The following is an 18,123-nucleotide window of genomic DNA, read 5'->3' as shown; positions in this document are numbered from 1 at the left end:
CTGGAATAGGGATATCTTTATCAGAACATCTAATAAGGAGAGAGGAAAATGGCAGGACAAGAACATCTAGAAATTAATCAATTTGTGAAGTTAAGTTCAACGCTGTAACAATTCCGTTTATACATCAGATTAATGATATAGATAAATTTAATGAAATATATAACTTACTAGATCAAACATGTAATAAACAAGAAGAAACTTTTTATACAATGCTTGAAGGAACATGTTGTTTTAACTTAGAGGGCTTATTTAATGAATTTGCTTTAAAGCTAAAATTTCCAAATTATTTTGGTGGAAATTGGGATGCATTTGATGAGTGTCTAAATGATCTAGATTGGTTAGACTGTCATCAATATATTTTGTTTATTAAAGATTTTGACCATATATTGGCTGATGAAAAAGATGAGTTTGGAACATTTATTGATATTCTAAAACTTACAGTGGATGATTGGACGTCTGGAAGAATGAATAATATAGTGTCTTCAGCCACATTTCATATTGTAATTCACAGTGAAAGTGAAAATAATTTATTAAAGTAGATTATATCTTTTACAAAAGTATATAAAAACATGACAAACCAGGTTTTGGTTACATAAAATTGTTCGGAAAGTTAAAGAAGCACTTTCCGGAATAGCTATTGGATATTTTGACACTGCCAAAAGTTATAGTTTTGATGAATATTATAAATATTTTAATGTTGATGATAAAGAGACTCGAAAATATGCGATATTACTTTTACATCTATGTTAGGAAATTGGTATAGTAAATCGGCTTTTGCTTTTAAACCACAGAAAGAACGTTTAAAGTATGATTATGGAATAAATACTGATTATTTCAATTTCGAGAGTTATTTATCTTCACTATAGAAGGTTATCAACATATTGAAAAAGACTTTCCTTATATGTTTGAATATATTTAATGTATTTAATCTTAATTGAAAAAGATAAAGGTTTAAGCTAGGAAGAATGGTTTCCTGAAATCAATTCAGATATTTTTAAAAAACTTCGGGAGAAAATTTTAATTCCTAACAGCAATTTGGCTCATGGTGGACATCCAATAAAATTTTTATTTAGAGAAGTTGGAATTGAACAATTTTTTAACAGATTTTTTTGAAGAATAATGTTGTTAGTTAGTCATATTTAAGAGAGTGCGGACAAGGAGCGTTTAGATAGATGATTAACACAAAGAGGATTTCTTTGATTTGGCAGTATAGACATTACACCGTGATTATAAGGTGATTGAAAATCTTATAATGAGCAATGGATATTTACCAATACTCGATAAGCTTATAGATGACATTTCACAACAATATTACAACAACTCTAAAAAACTGTTGGCTAAAGATAAAATAATGTTATGGAAAAACACTCTACTTTTGTTGAATTATTAACATCCATTGGTAGATATTGGATTACTGGTATACAATAATGAGATATTATGTTTGTTTGAAATAAAACAGTTAGGGGAGAATAATGAAAAAAATATTTATTTTGTTACTAGTAGCATGCGTATTTGTGATAGTAAATCCTACAAAATCAGAAGCAAAAGTGATGTATGATGGAGCAGAAGTTGTAAAAGGGCAAACAGGAAAAATGACCTTTAAAAAAGACATAAAAGTATATAAGAAAAATCCAAATGGTACGTTTGATTCTTTAATGGTTAAGCAGAATAACTTCTTTAGAACGTATGATATTGAAAAGTATGATGGCAAAACATTTTATCAAATGGGGCAATATCGGGTACAAGCAACCGATTTAGTGGTTTTTAATGAAGTACCGATTGATATTCGTGCATCTTTCTATAACAATCCAGCCTATGTCAATATTAATCATCAGGGCTTGAAATTCGAAGGAGTGTATAACCTTGACTATGGTGAACTTTTAACAGTTGGAAAACGAGAAGATGCTTGCAGACCAAAAATATTTGTAGTTTCTATTGGGAAGGGCAAATTAAATTACCATCTTTGTGCTGGAGATATTGAAGGAGAGGATGTAATTACTCCTGGTATTCTTGATAGCACTGATATTCGAATTTTTGAAAAGATAATAAGATATAAAGGCTCATATATATTAACAGAAGATACAGAGCAATACAGTGGTCCGATGATAACAAAATACCATGGAAAAGAGTTGAAGGGAACAGTCTTTTATTCACCAGGAATTGAGATAAATGGCTATTTGATGGTGGGAGATGTGAATTTTGGTTTTATTCCAGCCAATCTATTGAAGCCAGTTGAAGAATAAATTAGAAAAAAGACCACTCAATGGGAATTGACCCGAAAATAGGGATAGACAAAAAAGCATTTTCAATTGAAATTCGGGTGTAACTATCTAAATTTCAATTTGGAGGTGTTTTTTTCTAGGGGAAAAAGAGTGAGTTATCCTTGAGTTAAAATGAAAATCATTGGGGTGCACTACCTTCTTAAATTGAAATTGCTACTGTAATAAAATTAATATTGTAATATGCTATTATAAATAGGTTAACAATGTTAATAGAGTTCTAGAATGTTCAGAAAAAACAATTGTAAGGAGTCCCATAATGAAAAAGAGAATAAACTATTTAATCTTACTTGTAACTGCCACTTTTATTGTTGGTTGTACTAACGTAGAAGATGCATCCGTTACAGTGAAAGAAACAGATTCACAAGAATTAACAACAACTACGGTAACAGAAAAAACAGCATCAGAAAATACAGCAACTCAAACAAAAGATGAACTGTTCAAAGGGTACAAACTGATTGAGGTTGATGGTGGCGATTTGTCAGGACATCGCGAACCTAACGTCGTCGTTGACATTGGCTTTGGGGACCGCCATTACTATGCATTTACGAATGAGGCAGGGCAATTGGTTCGTGTCATTGCTGACGAAATTGTTCTACAAGATGACCGTACCGAACCCGTAACATCAGCTGGCAGATACTACGCGGATGAAGCAAAAGTTCCTGGTGTAGAAAGAGCAGATTTAGATGAAGGACATATTATTGCAGATTCCCTTGGTGGGGTATCAAACGCTTATAATATTACGCCACAAAATAGCACCCTTAACCGACATGGTGATCAAGCATATATGGAAGACGCTATTCGTAAAGCTGGTGGAGCTACTAATTTCGAAGCTATTATTACATATCCTAATAAGGAAACGCAGATTCCTTCTCATTACAAGTACACTTACACTTTAAAAGGGAATAAAATTGTAGATGAGTTTGCTAACGGTAACCCTGATGAAATAAATAAATCTCTAGGATTAACTGAAAGTAAATCAACTAAATCAACTAACTCAACAAGTTCGAATAAGTCCAATGCTTCGAATGGCACTGAAGATATTTCGAGTGTTGATACAGATGGAAATGGACAAGTGACGATTAAAGAAGCAAAAGCAGCAGGTTATAGCATGCCAATAACTCGTGAACACTGGTTGTACAAATATATGCAAGACCGTGATAACGACGGTTTGGTAGGTGAATAAGCTTCTTGAACTTGAGGATAAAAAACATGCTTGTCCTTGGACGATTTATAAAAATAGTGCTCAATAATGAGCGCTAATCAGGCTATAGACAAACACAATGATTTTTGAGTTTGTCTAGCTGAATGTTGAAGTTGTCAAAGCGACTATGTGAAGATGTCTGGTTCTAAAATACCTCTGTATTTTTTTAGGAACCAGACATCTTGTATTTTATATTGATTTACTTTCAGTATTAGTGTTTTCCCAAAATTGAAATATAAAAGGGTTCACTGTAACCTATTTAAATGATGTTTTTAATATCATTTTTAACAAGTTTTCTATACGTTTTAATAGTAAATACGGTTAAGATTCTTCTCTTATTAGTAGAGCAGAGAAGGAAACCGGTAAATCTACATATACCTTTCCAACATCTGTGATTTCATAAGGTCTATAAATAAAACCACTTCTATCAACAAAAGGCAGATCAATCCCTTGACTATATACTTCGCCATTACTAGAAGAAGAGCGACATGTGCATTTACGGTTACACGAACAGTTATTCGCACAACATCCAGGTGATTGAACTTGTAAATCTATAATGCTAATTTCAATCCCACCTCTAAGCAGCGTCCTTACCTGTAACTCAGGTTTAAACCTAACTCTATAAAAGCCTGGTTGACAATCATTTTTTTCCACTGTAAACGCATACTGTTGACTACATTCAAGTGTTGTTCCATCCAAAATAGCCCCTTCACTGCTGATTATTCCTGAAATAACATCTGTAACACCTTCTCCTGTCCCAAATCCAGGCCTACCTACTTGTACGTTTACTGGATCAGGTATGATTTCTAAAGTAGGTTCTTGATCAGGAGAGACGATGGAAAAAGGTTTAGTGAAAATAACTCTGTATGTCCCCGTATTTGGGGCGTGAGAGACAGTGAAACCGACTGATCCTGAGGGAATAGTTCCATCTCTTCGGACTATTCCAGAGATTGTACGAGGGTGCGGAAGTATCCCGTCAGAGTTGAAATCAATCCCAAAGACACTAAATGATACAGCACGTTCTATACTTTTTCCGCCTTGGCTAAGGACATAGGTAAAACCAGACGTATTAAATCCGAAAATATTTATTTCTATAGGACCTCCTCCGCCCACATTTCCGCAACATGAACATTGACAAGGCTGGCATTGGTGACAGCATTTTTTGGAACAACGGTTAGAGCAGTTAGAATGATTCTGACAATTGCAATGTTTAAGCGAGTTGTTAAAATTTTGATTGCCATTATCTTTGTTTAAATATCCCATTTTTTTACCTCCCTTCATATCAGATTCACCTGGTAAGTTAAGTTTATTTGCCAGGATACTATAGGATATGAAATAAGAAGAGTAACGTGTAGTTAGTAGTCTATTATTTGTTTAATTTGTTAGGAATTCAATCGTAGTTTTTGATACCAAAAGCTAATTTATATCGCAGTCAGTCATGAATGATGAGGTGGGGGGAGAGAGTTGAATAGTAAAGTAAATCTGTAAGAACATTATAACAAGTTTCAAGATGAAAATAGGTTAAAAAAATATAGAAGTATTGTATTTTAATTTTAAATTAAGAATGGAAAAGTTAAAAAAGTATTTTCTGCAAATAACTAATTTATTTAATCAAATTTTAAATGAAGGGACTTTTTATATCAAGGAAATAAGGAAGCATAAAGTTATACCTGAAAAACGGTAAGATAGTGGAAGAGCTTGTTGTTACTAATAATGCTGTAGTTATTAAATTTACTGATGGTACAAAAATACTGGAATATTAAAGACTATAAAATCTCTTCTTAAAAATATAGGATTCTTTAATTTATCCAGAAATTAGAATTGACTAATTTGCGTAGTTTTGCAAGACACGATAATAGATGTTTGTAAAGGTTCAACGAATCCGTATCTTACTCAGATAAAAAAATGCAGGGAATATTGTTCTTGAGGGAGAGAATCCTTGGAGGGCAATCTATTCTTATGAAGAACAAAGTTGCAGTTTTAGTTAAGATGTTGAATGCAACACTGTTTATTATAAAACTATTTATCATATATTAATTCTTTTAAGTATGATTTAACTTGTAATATGTATATTTCCCCACATTATTTTATTATTTAGTACAATAATTGAGAGGATTTTGTAAAATACACCATTGACCTAGAAGACTTATTTAATATACAAAGTGAGCCCTGAAATTTAAGCTAGGTTATTCGATTAAATAACGAAAATTAGTGAGGAAAGTTTAATATTAAAATCGGAAGATCATTTGATTAAGTGGTGGAATTACCAACAAAATTTGGAGATAGATTTATTATTAAGCTATTATACAAAAATGTTCTATCTCCTTAAAATTTGTAGAATTGCTACTAGCCTTAAGGATGAGATTACTGCTTTTATAGAAGGTCGTGGATGAATAAATGACATACTTGAATTAATGAACCAGTAAAGCAGATGAATATTTCATACAACCAGTTGAAAATAAATGGCTTTATCTTTAAAAGGTTAGTGCACTATTAAATTATCATTCTAATATATTTTTTTGAGAAAGGTGTTTCAAAAATACGTGGGGGTTTAGATTTATGTCAATTAAAAAGAAAATTTACTTAGGGTTTGGTATTATTATTTTATTCTTACTACTTAGTTCTACCATTGCATTTGTCCAATTAAGTAGTGTTGATAACAAGTATACATTTACTATAGAAGACAGAGTCTATAAACTTTTACAAGTCGATGCTATATTAAACGCATCTTCTTTACAAGGTCTTTACATTCGTTCTTACATACTTGATCCAAGTGATGAAACAATTAAAAACCTGCAAAGACAGGAAAAACTAATCGAAGATAAAACTGCAGAACTAGAAAAAATAATAAAAAATCCTGAAATGCAAAAACAACTTCAAAGTATAAAAGAAAATCAAGCAAAATTTAATCAGGGTGCGCAAGATATTATCAATACATATAACAAGGAAGATGTTCAAGCTTCCATTGAAAAAATACAAGTATTGGTGCGCCCTGCAAATGAAGGTATTCAACTTGCAGTGAACAAAATTTCTGTTTATCAAAAGCAACAGATGGAAAAGTCGAACGCTGAAGCAACTAAAATTGCAAATAATAGTTCACTGATCATTTTAGGTATTGCTATCGTAACCACAATTCTTGCTCTTCTCATTTCAGTATTTATTACTCGTTTAATTACTGTACCTATTAATAAACTAAATGCTACTGCAAAAGTTATTGCTGAGGGTGATTTAAGCGGAGAAGATATAAATGTGAAAACAAACGATGAAATTGGAGTATTAGCCGATTCATTTAATGAAATGAAAAGGAAATTACATTCAATTATTAATAATGTTGCTGCAAATGTAGAGCAAACAACGGCCGCTGCTGAACAATTAGCAGCCAGCACCGATCAAGTAGCTATCTCATCCAATGAAGTAGCCAATCGAATAGAGGTAACATCAGAGGGTGCTAATCAATCGGCTATGACGGGACGAGAAAGTGCGACCGCAATGGATGAAACTGCCCATGGTGTACAACGAATCGCAGAAGCAACACAGCTACTTAATTCAAAAGCATTAGACACACAAGTGATTGCCAATGAAGGCGGAAAAACATTACAGACCGCAGAAAACCAAATGGCTGTTATTCAACAATCTTCTCATGAGACAAATGAGCGAATTAAACAGTTAAGTGCACAATCAACAGAGATAGAAAAAATTATAAAAGTTATTACGGATATTACGGAGCAAACAAATCTTCTTGCCCTTAATGCAGCTATCGAAGCGGCACGTGCTGGTGAGCATGGAAAAGGTTTTGCAGTCGTTGCCGATGAAGTTCGGAAGCTTGCAGAAGAATCAAAGGCTTCTGCTCATCAAATTGTTGATCTAACAACATCTATTCAACAAGAAACAAATGCAGTTGAAAAGGCAGTGAGTGTCACTGTGCAAAATGTCGAAGAAGGTGTTACCTTTATCCAAAATGCCCAAGTATCATTTGATACTATTATGAAGGCCATTCAAGAAATTACTTCTCAAATTGAAGAGGTTTCAGCTTCTACTGAAGAAATTTCGGCAAGTACTGAAGAAGTTGCCGCTTCAGTAAATGAAATGGCTTCTGCTGCAACTACCGCCGCAGAACAATCCGAAATGATTGCTGCAGCCGTAGAAGAACAAACAGCAACGATTCAAGAAATCAATGCTGTAGCTAAATCGTTAAGTGAAGGAGCAATGACAGTGCAAGAAGAAATTAATAAATTTAAAATCTAATTAAAGGATTAAATAGGTTAGTTGCTTTATGAAAAAAATCAATCTTTTCTATTAAAAAGAAATCCTCATTTCCATAAAAAAGGAGATGAGGATTTTCTGACTGTGTAAAAAAGAGAATATACCTTAAATGATTGGCTTATTGAGCAATCCCGTAATGTATACTGGTATCCAGGAGTAAATCAAACTTTGATCTTTAATATTAAGTTGAATAATATTTAGAAAAAATAAAAATGACCCCTTCGATTATCTTTCATTGAATAGTGTAGTAAAACAAGAAGGGATTGTAATGTATCTCGTCCGCAATAGCTGTAAAAGTTATGTTTATATTTCTATAATATTTTTAGGAATTATTGAGTCATATCTAACTAGAAGTAGCTTTTAAATTATATTAAGAATAATAATTGTTAAAAAATTTAAATGACTTTATAATAGTGAATATTAAATTAAAATGATGACGTGGTTCATATCCTAGGATGTTGATCAATTTCTAGTATATCAAAGACTATAATGTTAAAATGACTTTATGTAAGAGAGGAAGAGTCAATCAATGCTGAAAAATGCAAATAATCATGGTCAAATATTGGATACTGAACATGTTTTAGAGAAATATCAAGAGAATATAGAATTAATTCAAAAGTTATTAAATCAACTTGAACAGGATGTTAGTAATTTGCAAAGTGAAGGGTTGGTTGAAATAGAAAAACTGGCTAATGATTTAAGTATGTTGCAGAAGCTCTCAACTAGTATAGAAATTAAAGCAAAGTGTTTTATTTGTAATCACAGCGAAACAATCGAGACTTCAAAATCTGAATAATATAGTTTAAGCTACATCTATTTAACCTTTATCCCCACTGTTAAAACACGTAATAACAATAGGGGTACAGCACAAATGGATGTGGCTTATTAGGTTTGATAGATTATCAAATTACGTATAATAGCTTCCCCTTAAATGCCACGTATACAGTTGCCCAAGCAAATAATTCCTTTAGACTATTGTTGAAAAGCTTGAGTAAAGATTTCATTTCCAATCTGCTACTTAAATAAAATTAATTTTATTGAAAGAAATAATGTAATAGACCACCCACTTAAATCAAGCGATATCTGCTTTTAAACTAAGCTTCACTCTTCATTTAAAGTTCGTCAAGGTTCACTTGTACAAGTATTTCTTATTACCTGGAAACAAAAGAGGTAATTCAAGATGATGAATATAATATACCGTTCAATTTCTGTTGAAGAAAGAAGAAGAATCGTTTTTTAAAATAACAAACTAAATATAAACCAAACACTTTATTAATTTGATATTTTTGTATTTAGTTAATTTTTATACTAACCTACAGATCAATATTTGAAGCATTTTAAATTTTTGATATTTAATAATTGTGCCCTTTTCAGTAATAGGACCATATTGTTGAACAACACTAAAAATTTATAAAGCATATCCCTCCATTAATACACTGGACGCACTTTCGATTCCCCTATTTCTTTATTTCCTGCTAATATGGATTCTACCATTTATTTAATAGAATCAGACATCTGATTGAATACTTTGAACTCCTACTTAGTTAAATAGATTAACTCCATTTTAATCAATCTTTATTCAAAACCTACGCTCGGATAATCTAGGCTGCCTGAAGCATGCTTAGATTACCAAAAAACAACAGGTAACTTAGAACGATTTGCGGACGATTTGTAGATTTGAATTAAAGTTGTACCCGTTATACAGGAACACCTCTTTCAGGCTATTAAACAACAAAATGATAATATTAAATCTCTATAATTTGTTTCGAAGGGATATAAATTTATTGATTTACGATATATTTTTGTTGCAATGTAATTTATTTTGTATTACCATAAAAACGTCAAAAGGAGTGGGTGACAGATGGGGAAAACTGTATTGAGATTAACCGACGTGCAAAAAAGCATCGGTGATAAAAAGATTGTACATGGCTTAACTTTTGAGGTAAAAGAGGGCGAGATTTATGGCTTTTTAGGACCGAATGGTAGTGGCAAAACAACGACAATCCGAATGATTACAGGGTTAATTAGTATGACGCGAGGAGATATTCAAATTTGTGGGCATAGCATTGCTACAGAGCGAGAAAAAGCGCTCATGAATATTGGTGCAATTGTAGAGAACCCTGAATTATATGGATATATGACAGGTAGACAAAACCTAATGCACTTTGCCAATATGGCGAATCATAAAGTTTCGAAGGCGCGCATTGATGAAATAGTTCAGCTCGTAGATTTAGGAGAATCTATACACGCGCCTGTGAAAAACTACTCGCTTGGTATGAAGCAGCGCTTAGGGATTGCACAAGCCTTATTACATCAACCAAAAGTTTTAATTTTAGATGAGCCAACAAATGGCTTAGATCCTGCCGGTATTCGCAAAATTCGGGAGTATTTACGCGAGCTTGCACAGAAGGAAAAAATAGCGGTCATTGTATCAAGCCACCTATTAAGTGAGATTGAGCTAATGTGTGACCGTGTGCTCATTATTAATAAGGGCACCTTTATTAAAGAGCACAACCTACACGAAAAGCAGGCGGGCGAGCATCGTGTGCAGATTAAAACGAAACAAACGGAGGGCATTGATGAGCTAATAGACTGCCGCATTATAAGTGACACTTCATTTGAGGTAACAGCAGATGAAGTAGAAGTTGCCGCCATTATTGCAAAGCTCGTGTCCCACAATATTGCGATTTATGAGGTTATTCCCAAACAAAAAACGCTAGAAGATGAATTTTTAGCAATTACGAAGGGGGCAACTTCATGATCAATTTAATCAAAAATGAGTTAATGAAAATTTTCGTAAAAAAGAATGTGCGCGTTTTTTTAACGGTACTACTTACGTTGCAGGTAGCAACCGCCTTTATTCTTAAAAATTGGCTACCACCAGCGGAGAGGTTTTCAAGCTATGTGACGTTTTCACATTTGAACTTTACGATTACAGCGATGCTTGTCACGATATTTAGTATTTCGTTAATGGTAAAGTCGATTGCTGATGAGTTTCAGCAAGGTACGATTAAGCAATTATTAATTCGTCCAAAGTCGCGGGTAGCTATTTTGCTTTCCAAGTATTTTGCAATCCTGATTACCGTTGTATTATTTATTGTTGCGGCACTATTGGTTTCTATGCTTGTAGGGGGCATTCGCTTTGGTTGGACGGCAGATAATTTTACACTCAGCATATTACTTAAAATTGTCATGTACGAATTTGTGCCCATCGTCTTCTATATTACGTTAGCGTTTATGCTTGTGAGTTTGATGACAACAACGATACTACCAGTCACAATTACAATGCTTATATTTTTATTACAGGGCAATATCGTTAACATCATGACAAGTTTGTTGAAGAAATATTCAGATATTTTTGTGTTTAAGCATTTAAGTTTAAGAGATTTGGATGCTAACCCGCTAATTGGAAACGGAACGAATATGCTATCAGAGCACTTTACGTTAACAACGTCCTTTCTTTATGTAGTTATACATCTGCTTGTCATGTTAGTCATAGCAAGTGTGGTGTTTAAAAAGCGCGACATACTGTAAAAGGAGTTGGCAATATGAAGAAGTTAGCAATGTGGTTAAAGTTTCTAATTATAATAGTTGCACTTTCGAGTATATTATTTTTTTCCTTCGTTGTGCCACTAATGACAGCTACTATTGAAGGCATGCCGATTACACTATTTATGTGGGTTACCGCACTCCCTTTTTATATAGCATTATGGTTTGCTTGGAAAATTTGCTCAGTCATTTCGGAACAGCTCTTTAGTGAACAACATATTAAACATCTTAAAAATATAAGTTACTTAGCAATGAGTGAGATTGTACTATATGCGATTGGCATTGTTTACATCATTATAAGCGAGCAAGCGACGATAACTATTTTGGCATTCTGTTTATTATTTTTAGGAATGGCTGTAACATTAACCTTATTTTTACGTGTATTAGCAAATGTATTTCAAGAGGCGAAACAGCTAGAGGAAGAAGCAAAATTAACGATTTGAGGTGGAGGTTATAGCAATCATCGTCAATCTCGATGTCATGTTAGCAAAACGAAAAATGTCAGTGACAGCATTATCGGAAGCTCTTGACATTACGATGGCTAATGTGTCTATTTTTAAAACTGGAAAAGCAAAAGCAGTAAAATTTTCAACGTTAAATAAAATTTGTGAAGTGTTAGATTGTCAGCCTGGTGATCTTTTAGCTTATGAAAAAGGGAAGGAATGATGTCATATAAAAAAATAATCGTCGCATCTGTTCCACTAATACTAGGCGTTATATTTATGATTGCGTTAGCGTTCGCACCTTCCAGTGTACAGCAGGATGGCATGCTGTATGAGCCATACTTCTTCCTAGTGCCAGTAAGTGTGCTATTCATCTTTATCGGTGTCATTGCATTGATGATTATGGCTATTACAAAGATTAAGAAAAATATTAAACACCGATAAAAGTAGAGGAGAGAGTATTTATGAAAAAAATGATTTTTGCTGTTGTACCACTTGTGTTAGGGATTATATTATTAATCGCGTCAAAGTTTGCGCCTGTCACTGTACAGGATAATGGCATGATAGACGAGCCATACTTCTTCTTAACGCCAGTAGGTGCTTTGCTTATTTTCGTCAGTGTTGTGTCATTAATTATCACGATTATTTCGAATGCTAAACAAGGCATCACAAAAAAATAAACGTTAATAGACAGGCTGATATTTCATCATGCTTGTCTATTTTTTAATCACTCAAAAGCAAAGTTTGTTTAACTATATAGTTTATTAGTAAAGTCACGAAACGTTAATTTAAAAACATTCGTGACTTTTTGATGTGTGCCCAAATTTAGTTTATTGACTGTTTAAATTCAAAAAATCATCAAAAGTTTATAAGAATTATATTTTTTTACTTTAACCTTGTATCTATAATTGAAAGGGGCAACTAGAAAATGAAAAAAATTATGAAGTGGTTTTCAGTAAGTTTCTGTATGTTATTGCTTGTGTTTAGCGTCTCTGTCTATAGCTTCCATAAGTTCAAAGAGAATAAAGAGAGTTCGTTATTAGAGAATAATACGGGCAAACTAATCAATTTTAACGGAAAGAAGATGAATGTTTATTCTGAAGGTCAGGACAATGATACATTTGTATTTATGGCTGGCTCAGCAGTAGCAGCACCGATGTATGAATTAAAAAGCTTGTATCGTCATTTTTCAAAAGAAGATAAAATTGCCGTTGTGGAAAGAGCGGGATATGGGTATAGTGATGTATTTAACGACGATCGGGCTATAGATGTAATACTAGAACAAACGAGGGAGGCACTAATGAAAAGCGGGAATAAGCCCCCTTATATTTTAGTACCACACTCGATTTCAGGAATCGAAGCCATCTATTGGGCGCAGAAATATCCGAAAGAAGTAAAAGCCATTGTGGCGTTAGATATTGGTTTACCATCTCAATATATAAAACATCCCGTAGGTTTCGCAGAAAAGACTTTTATGAAAATAGGGAATGCTTTAAGTGAATTAGGATTCCAAAGAGTGTTTCCGAATTTAGCATATAACGAAGCCGTCTTAGAGAAAGATTTTCTAACTTCAAAAGAAAAAGAAATATTTAAGGCGATTTCAAATAAACAGGGCATCAACAACGATATGGAACAAGAAATGCTACATGTCGTAAATAATAGTAAAAAGTCTACTTCATTACCTATTCCAAAAACAACCCCAATTTTATTTATTGATGCTTACCTTGATAAAAATTCTAAAGCTGCTAAAGCATCACTAAAAGACTATCAGGATTTTGCAAAGCAGTTAGACGTTTCAACTGTAATTCAAATAAAAAGCAAGCACAGTATTTACTTGTACCATACTACTGAAATCTATGAAGAAATCCAAAAATTCTTGCAGGAGATGGTTGAACAATAGTGAGGAAAGGACGAAAATGTTGTTTACAATTTTACTGGTAGAAGATGATAAAATGATTGGAAGTTTATTAGAGAATATATTACAAAAAGAAGGGTATAACGTAATCTGGTTAGAAAATGGAGCTTCATTATATACCGTTATTAAGCAAGTCGACATTGTCATTATGGATATTATGCTACCAGGGGAGGATGGGTATCAAATTTCCATGCGAATTAATCAGCTAGGGCATAATATCCCTATCATATTTTTAACTGCTAGAAGTGATATTGAGAGTAAATTAAGAGGGCTTGAAATTGGCGAAGATTACATGGTAAAGCCATTTGATCCGAGGGAATTATTAATACGAATAAAAAATAAATTAGTTGCTACTTACGGCATTCACAAACAAATACAGCATTTATCAATTGATGTTACGCATATGCGTGTTGTTAATCATCAACATCATAAAGAAGTCGAATTGACAGCGATTGAAAAGAAAATATTCTTTTATCTCTACGAAAACGCAAATTTTATTTTATCTAAAGAACAATTCATGGAATACCTTTGGCCGCTAGAGGATCGCAATTTAAATTTAATTAACGTATATATCAAAAAGTTACGCAGCAAAATTGACGATCGAGATGGTGTTATTATTCAAAATGTATATGGAGAAGGGTATCGTATGAATACTCATATGAAACAATGAAACTAAAAAAGAAATATCAACTATTGCTATTGACGGTTATAGGCAGTGTTCCACTTTCTGTTGTTGTGATTAGTGTTATCGTAACCATCATTTACAATCATTTTTCAAATGATGCACAAACCCAGTTTTATGAGTCAAAAGCTTACCCAATTATGCTAGGATTATTTATCGTCAGTTTCTTTGCTTTGGCTATTCTATTCTCTAAATCCATTAATACATTGATTAAACGGATCAATGTATTAAAGCAAACAATTATGGAGTTGGCAAGTGACGACAAGAAGAGGCTGCAAAAGATTCCTTACGCTAGAAATGATGAATTAGGGGATTTAACCAGTGCAGTAAACCTTCTTATTGACCGGACGATATCAAAGGAAATTGAAATACAGCAACAGGAGCGAATGAAACAAGAACTTTTAACTCAGTTGCGCCATGATATTAATACGCCTTTAACAGCGATGCGCTTACAACTGTACACAATCGAACATGATTTTTCACAACATCAGGATATTTTCAATTCTTTAAACGAACAAATAAACTATATTTCAAAGTTATCCAATGAATATGACTTTGAACGCTTATCTCGTGTTGATAATTCGTATGTAATCATGGAAAAAGTAGATGTTCCAAAACTTCTAAATACAATTATTTTAAAGTGGAATTTTTTATTTAAAGTCAACCAAATCTCTATTGTGTTAAACAATTGCGCAACTAACTGCCAATGGCGCAGTAATGAAATTTGGTTGCACCGATTATTTGATAATATCTTCCAAAATATAGTGCGTCATGCAGCGTGTGATACATTGGAAATCACTTTGCAAACAAACGCAATTAACTTTAAGGATAATGGGATTGGGTTTAATGTGGAGGAAAAGGGTACTGGTTTATGTATCATCGAAGATATTTGTCGAGTGCTTGAACTACAGAGTACAATCCAATCCAATGAAAAAGGTACTCAAGTGACCATAAGTTATGCGCAACTTAAAAGATGAAGATAGTCTTGTCAAAGCCATTATTCTCTTCTCAAGAATAATGGCTTTTTTATTTTTGATAACCTTTTTTGAATCTAGTAAAAAATCTAAAAGATTATTTCCTTTAAAATCACTTGGCCATTGTTCTAATAATAACTTCATCAGTGATTAATAGATCATATTTATCAGTATCATAATAAATGATATTATCTGGAGCTTCTGATGGTTGACTTGTGGAAGTATAAACTTATTTCCAATCTCATAAACTCCTAAATATTGTGTTATATTAAAAATAATAACATATATACGATCTATACATATATTGTTTTTTTGTAAAACTTAATGCGGAACATTTACTCTAAATGGAATCTATAATAAAAAGGAGGTGTTAAAATGAAAAAAATAGTTTTATCTATTCTGATTGTTGCTCTGTTAAATGGGTGTAACGCTTTTCCAAAAGGTACCATTAGTCAACCAGAAGGCAAAGTTATTTTGAATGAAAAACAATATACAATGATTCCAGTTGATTACGAATGGGAAGATGAAAATGTTAAAATAACAGATATAAGTTCTCGTGATATAAATGAATTAGCCGATGATTTTGAAACATTGGAAGTCAAAAAAGGTGATATATTAAATTTTGAAATTGAAAAAAATCCTTCTTCCATAATAATAACTAAATTAGATGAAGAAGGTTTAATTGATAATGTTGAAATTAAAGATTATAAAATAACAATGCCATCTAAAGAAGGGTATTATATTTATGAACTTAAGGTAGTATGGGATAAAGGAAAAGAGACTTTTGTTTTCGATGTTGATGTAAAATAAAAAATACAAGTACTAATTTTAGATATTTGATGTTAGGTAGGGGTTACGAAATGCCTCTTTATATAGGGGGTGCATTCAATTTGGAGGTGTTTTTTCTATGGGAACAAGAGTGAGTTATCCATATGATGTAAAAATGAAAGTGATTGAGATGCATTAGCAGGTGTATCAATCAAACAGATTTTATTGGAATTAAATATACGCCAGAAAACACAGATGGGAACATGGATGCGCTGGTATAGAAATGGCGAAATGAATCGTTTGAAACAACCAGTAGGCAAACAATATAGCTTTAATAAAGGTCCAGAACCAGACAATGGACATTGAAATTAGCATTGGAAAACCGGTATTTAAAGCAATAAATTGAGGTGCTAAAAAAGAATTATTGTCCTTACGAAGTTGTAGCCATTGTGAAAAAGTGTATTTCAGCTAATGAGCAGTTGAGTAAACACAAATGTACCTTTAACGAAATAGGGATGTGATTGGATGTTTCAAGATGGATTTCCAAAATATTTGAGGGATGATGTGGCTAATGTGATTGGAATGATTCCTAAGCAGACTTATAATAATGTCACTCATAATGAATCGCAGGTGACTATTGAATATTTTCAAGATGAAAACGTGATTAAATTTCCTTATCGTATTTATAACATTGATAACTCAGATAAATTGATAGACAATTTAAGTGTACAACAAAAAATGATTTTGCATTGCATGTATTCAAGAAGTTGTGATGGGTTTATTCGCCAAAAACATCTGAATTCATTGCTTTTAATGGATTATGAGGCTTGGGCTATTCCTTATATTGTAAAAATATGTGATGAATATGTCGTAGAAATACTAGAAATGACTTATGATATTTTAAAAGAACAAGACACAGAACCAATTAAGAGATTTTGTTTTGAAAATAATGATTTGTTTTGCAAAAGTTATAGTAGAATGATTAGCTATTGGAACGAATATTACAGGAATAATTACAATAATTTTCATCAATATATTGGTAGGAAGTTATTTAGAGAATGTTTTGGTTACTCTAGATCAATGGAAGTAAAAAATAGGAATTTATGAAACAAAACACATCAATGCTTAGCTAAAGTAAGCAGGTTAGTACAAAGTAGAATAAAAGTAATAACAGCCAAATAAGACAAATAGAGTGTAAAACATATTTGACATCCTATTTGTCTTGTTTTATCATATAGATGTAAAATATCTTTTACACCTCAAGAGTGGAGTGGTATACGAAATGGAAAATAGAATCAAGGAGTGTAGAGAAAAGAACAGTCTTTCACAAGGCAAATTAGCAGAACTATGTAACGTGACAAGGCAGACAATCAATGCCATTGAAAATAATAAGTATGACCCAAGTTTAGAATTGGCGTTTACATTGTCATATATTTTAGGTCCTCCTCTTGATGAATTATTTATTTTTAAATACGAAAGGAATGAGAAAAGTGACAATTATAAAAAAGGTTAGTGTAATCGGTTCTTTAGTTATTATTACTGCAGTTGGTGGTTATGGGGTATATGAATGGATTACAAAAGAAATAATCAACGCTACTACACTTTTCTATGTATTTTTAGGAATTGGCCTTTTATTCCACTCTATTACTTGGGGGGAGATGGATGGGAAACACGAAGGAGAAAAAGACGAATTAGAAAAACAAATTACACTTGTAAGTACAAAAATAAGTTATTATCTATTACTTTTATTGATGATTATCGTTTTAGTTATCTCAGAAAGCGTAACTGCAATGAATGATATAAAGAATATCCCACTTGTTATTGTAATAGGACTTGCTTGGATAACAATGCCAATTACTGAGTTTTTTGTTTCAAAAAAATATCATTAAAAATACTGTGGAGTTTAAAATAGTTTAATTGAAACAGAAGTTTTATCAATAGGTAATATTAAGGTAACGCTGCAATATTATGATTCTCTTTTGAATTTTAAGTTGCATTTTTTTGATACTTTATGGTCTCCATATTGCACAATTGGACGTTTTTCCG

19 protein-coding genes and 1 pseudogene are annotated in these 18,123 nt (G+C 32.5%); 19 read left to right on the top strand and 1 reads right to left on the bottom strand.

Going from position 1 to position 18,123, the window contains the following annotated elements:
- The first annotated feature begins 209 nt into the window (after positions 1-209).
- From C9J37_RS16005 to C9J37_RS15985, 3 genes are all read left to right on the top strand, one after another.
- Positions 210-539: a barstar family protein gene (locus tag C9J37_RS16005; RefSeq protein ID WP_107896133.1), complete on the top strand. Its 330-nt coding sequence runs from the start codon at positions 210-212 to the stop codon at positions 537-539.
- Between the two features lie 933 nt (positions 540-1,472).
- Positions 1,473-2,243 (top strand): hypothetical protein, encoded by a 771-nt coding sequence (locus C9J37_RS15990; protein WP_107896132.1) that lies wholly within the window; start codon positions 1,473-1,475, stop codon positions 2,241-2,243.
- 295 nt (positions 2,244-2,538) lie between these two features.
- Complete coding sequence (locus C9J37_RS15985) at positions 2,539-3,465, top strand: DNA/RNA non-specific endonuclease (protein ID WP_107896131.1); 927 nt, start codon at positions 2,539-2,541, stop codon at positions 3,463-3,465.
- 339 nt (positions 3,466-3,804) lie between these two features.
- On the opposite strand, the gene C9J37_RS15980 is transcribed toward C9J37_RS15985, so the two are convergent.
- On the bottom strand, positions 3,805-4,764 hold the full coding sequence (locus C9J37_RS15980) for a hypothetical protein (protein WP_107896130.1): 960 nt from the start codon (positions 4,762-4,764) through the stop codon (positions 3,805-3,807).
- A 1,278-nt stretch (positions 4,765-6,042) separates the two neighbouring features.
- On the opposite strand from C9J37_RS15980, the gene C9J37_RS15975 reads away from it, so the two are divergent.
- The 16 genes and pseudogenes from C9J37_RS15975 to C9J37_RS15900 all read left to right on the top strand — a co-directional run bounded on the left by C9J37_RS15975 (position 6,043) and on the right by C9J37_RS15900 (position 17,966).
- Positions 6,043-7,728 (top strand): methyl-accepting chemotaxis protein, encoded by a 1,686-nt coding sequence (locus tag C9J37_RS15975; protein WP_107896129.1) that lies wholly within the window; start codon positions 6,043-6,045, stop codon positions 7,726-7,728.
- Between the two features lie 547 nt (positions 7,729-8,275).
- Positions 8,276-8,542, top strand: a complete 267-nt coding sequence (locus C9J37_RS15970; RefSeq protein WP_107896128.1) for a hypothetical protein — start codon at positions 8,276-8,278, stop codon at positions 8,540-8,542.
- Positions 8,543-9,607: 1,065 nt separating this feature from the next.
- The gene (locus C9J37_RS15965) at positions 9,608-10,507 is read left to right on the top strand and encodes an ABC transporter ATP-binding protein (RefSeq protein ID WP_107896127.1); all 900 of its coding nucleotides are present in this window, start codon (positions 9,608-9,610) and stop codon (positions 10,505-10,507) included.
- Positions 10,504-11,280 carry a DUF2705 family protein gene (locus tag C9J37_RS15960; RefSeq protein ID WP_107896126.1) on the top strand — a complete coding sequence of 259 codons (777 nt, stop codon included), beginning with the start codon at positions 10,504-10,506 and terminating at the stop codon, positions 11,278-11,280. The genes C9J37_RS15965 and C9J37_RS15960 overlap by 4 nt, the downstream gene beginning before the upstream one ends.
- Positions 11,281-11,294: 14 nt before the next feature.
- Complete coding sequence (locus tag C9J37_RS15955) at positions 11,295-11,738, top strand: DUF2975 domain-containing protein (protein ID WP_107896125.1); 444 nt, start codon at positions 11,295-11,297, stop codon at positions 11,736-11,738.
- Between the two features lie 10 nt (positions 11,739-11,748).
- Positions 11,749-11,961 carry a helix-turn-helix domain-containing protein gene (locus tag C9J37_RS15950; RefSeq protein ID WP_107896156.1) on the top strand — a complete coding sequence of 71 codons (213 nt, stop codon included), beginning with the start codon at positions 11,749-11,751 and terminating at the stop codon, positions 11,959-11,961.
- The gene (locus C9J37_RS15945) at positions 11,958-12,182 is read left to right on the top strand and encodes a DUF3955 domain-containing protein (RefSeq protein ID WP_107896124.1); all 225 of its coding nucleotides are present in this window, start codon (positions 11,958-11,960) and stop codon (positions 12,180-12,182) included. Before C9J37_RS15950 ends, C9J37_RS15945 begins: the two co-directional genes overlap by 4 nt.
- A gap of 20 nt (positions 12,183-12,202) precedes the next feature.
- Complete coding sequence (locus tag C9J37_RS15940) at positions 12,203-12,418, top strand: DUF3955 domain-containing protein (protein WP_107896123.1); 216 nt, start codon at positions 12,203-12,205, stop codon at positions 12,416-12,418.
- Positions 12,419-12,666: 248 nt separating this feature from the next.
- Positions 12,667-13,638, top strand: coding sequence for an alpha/beta fold hydrolase (locus C9J37_RS15935; protein WP_107896122.1), 972 nt, complete (start codon positions 12,667-12,669; stop codon positions 13,636-13,638).
- Between the two features lie 16 nt (positions 13,639-13,654).
- Positions 13,655-14,323: a response regulator transcription factor gene (locus tag C9J37_RS15930; RefSeq protein WP_024364148.1), complete on the top strand. Its 669-nt coding sequence runs from the start codon at positions 13,655-13,657 to the stop codon at positions 14,321-14,323.
- Positions 14,320-15,312, top strand: coding sequence for a sensor histidine kinase (locus tag C9J37_RS15925; protein ID WP_107896121.1), 993 nt, complete (start codon positions 14,320-14,322; stop codon positions 15,310-15,312). The genes C9J37_RS15930 and C9J37_RS15925 overlap by 4 nt, the downstream gene beginning before the upstream one ends.
- 372 nt (positions 15,313-15,684) lie before the next feature.
- Positions 15,685-16,119 (top strand): hypothetical protein, encoded by a 435-nt coding sequence (locus C9J37_RS15920; protein ID WP_107896120.1) that lies wholly within the window; start codon positions 15,685-15,687, stop codon positions 16,117-16,119.
- A gap of 97 nt (positions 16,120-16,216) precedes the next feature.
- A pseudogene (locus tag C9J37_RS29695) lies at positions 16,217-16,431 on the top strand (IS3 family transposase); the annotation flags it as partial.
- Positions 16,432-16,602: 171 nt separating this feature from the next.
- Positions 16,603-17,184, top strand: a complete 582-nt coding sequence (locus C9J37_RS15910; protein ID WP_107896119.1) for a hypothetical protein — start codon at positions 16,603-16,605, stop codon at positions 17,182-17,184.
- Between the two features lie 175 nt (positions 17,185-17,359).
- Complete coding sequence (locus C9J37_RS15905; RefSeq protein ID WP_107896118.1) at positions 17,360-17,590, top strand: helix-turn-helix transcriptional regulator; 231 nt, start codon at positions 17,360-17,362, stop codon at positions 17,588-17,590.
- Positions 17,559-17,966 (top strand): hypothetical protein, encoded by a 408-nt coding sequence (locus tag C9J37_RS15900; protein ID WP_235617144.1) that lies wholly within the window; start codon positions 17,559-17,561, stop codon positions 17,964-17,966. The genes C9J37_RS15905 and C9J37_RS15900 overlap by 32 nt, the downstream gene beginning before the upstream one ends.
- Positions 17,967-18,123: the final 157 nt, after the last annotated feature.

The sequence above is a fragment of the Lysinibacillus mangiferihumi genome (assembly GCF_003049665.1).
Classification (GTDB): Bacteria; Bacillota; Bacilli; order Bacillales_A; family Planococcaceae; genus Lysinibacillus; species Lysinibacillus mangiferihumi.
This window is presented reverse-complemented; position numbering and strand designations above follow the sequence as displayed.

Excerpts from the sequence above, each read along its gene's own strand:
- C9J37_RS15920 (WP_107896120.1), top strand. The coding sequence starts at position 15,685 with ATGAAAAAAATAGTTTTATCTATTCTGATTGTTGCTCTGTTAAATGGG.
- C9J37_RS15940 (WP_107896123.1), top strand. The coding sequence starts at position 12,203 with ATGAAAAAAATGATTTTTGCTGTTGTACCACTTGTGTTAGGGATTATA.
- C9J37_RS15975 (WP_107896129.1), top strand. The coding sequence starts at position 6,043 with ATGTCAATTAAAAAGAAAATTTACTTAGGGTTTGGTATTATTATTTTA.
- C9J37_RS15930 (WP_024364148.1), top strand. The coding sequence starts at position 13,655 with ATGTTGTTTACAATTTTACTGGTAGAAGATGATAAAATGATTGGAAGT.
- C9J37_RS15900 (WP_235617144.1), top strand. The coding sequence starts at position 17,559 with ATGAGAAAAGTGACAATTATAAAAAAGGTTAGTGTAATCGGTTCTTTA.
- C9J37_RS16005 (WP_107896133.1), top strand. The coding sequence starts at position 210 with ATGCTTGAAGGAACATGTTGTTTTAACTTAGAGGGCTTATTTAATGAA.
- C9J37_RS15965 (WP_107896127.1), top strand. The coding sequence starts at position 9,608 with ATGGGGAAAACTGTATTGAGATTAACCGACGTGCAAAAAAGCATCGGT.
- C9J37_RS15925 (WP_107896121.1), top strand. The coding sequence starts at position 14,320 with ATGAAACTAAAAAAGAAATATCAACTATTGCTATTGACGGTTATAGGC.
- C9J37_RS15970 (WP_107896128.1), top strand. The coding sequence starts at position 8,276 with ATGCTGAAAAATGCAAATAATCATGGTCAAATATTGGATACTGAACAT.
- C9J37_RS15945 (WP_107896124.1), top strand. The coding sequence starts at position 11,958 with ATGATGTCATATAAAAAAATAATCGTCGCATCTGTTCCACTAATACTA.
- C9J37_RS15955 (WP_107896125.1), top strand. The coding sequence starts at position 11,295 with ATGAAGAAGTTAGCAATGTGGTTAAAGTTTCTAATTATAATAGTTGCA.
- C9J37_RS15910 (WP_107896119.1), top strand. The coding sequence starts at position 16,603 with ATGTTTCAAGATGGATTTCCAAAATATTTGAGGGATGATGTGGCTAAT.
- C9J37_RS15980 (WP_107896130.1), bottom strand. The coding sequence starts at position 4,764 with ATGAAGGGAGGTAAAAAAATGGGATATTTAAACAAAGATAATGGCAAT.
- C9J37_RS15990 (WP_107896132.1), top strand. The coding sequence starts at position 1,473 with ATGAAAAAAATATTTATTTTGTTACTAGTAGCATGCGTATTTGTGATA.
- C9J37_RS15960 (WP_107896126.1), top strand. The coding sequence starts at position 10,504 with ATGATCAATTTAATCAAAAATGAGTTAATGAAAATTTTCGTAAAAAAG.
- C9J37_RS15985 (WP_107896131.1), top strand. The coding sequence starts at position 2,539 with ATGAAAAAGAGAATAAACTATTTAATCTTACTTGTAACTGCCACTTTT.
- C9J37_RS15935 (WP_107896122.1), top strand. The coding sequence starts at position 12,667 with ATGAAAAAAATTATGAAGTGGTTTTCAGTAAGTTTCTGTATGTTATTG.
- C9J37_RS15905 (WP_107896118.1), top strand. The coding sequence starts at position 17,360 with ATGGAAAATAGAATCAAGGAGTGTAGAGAAAAGAACAGTCTTTCACAA.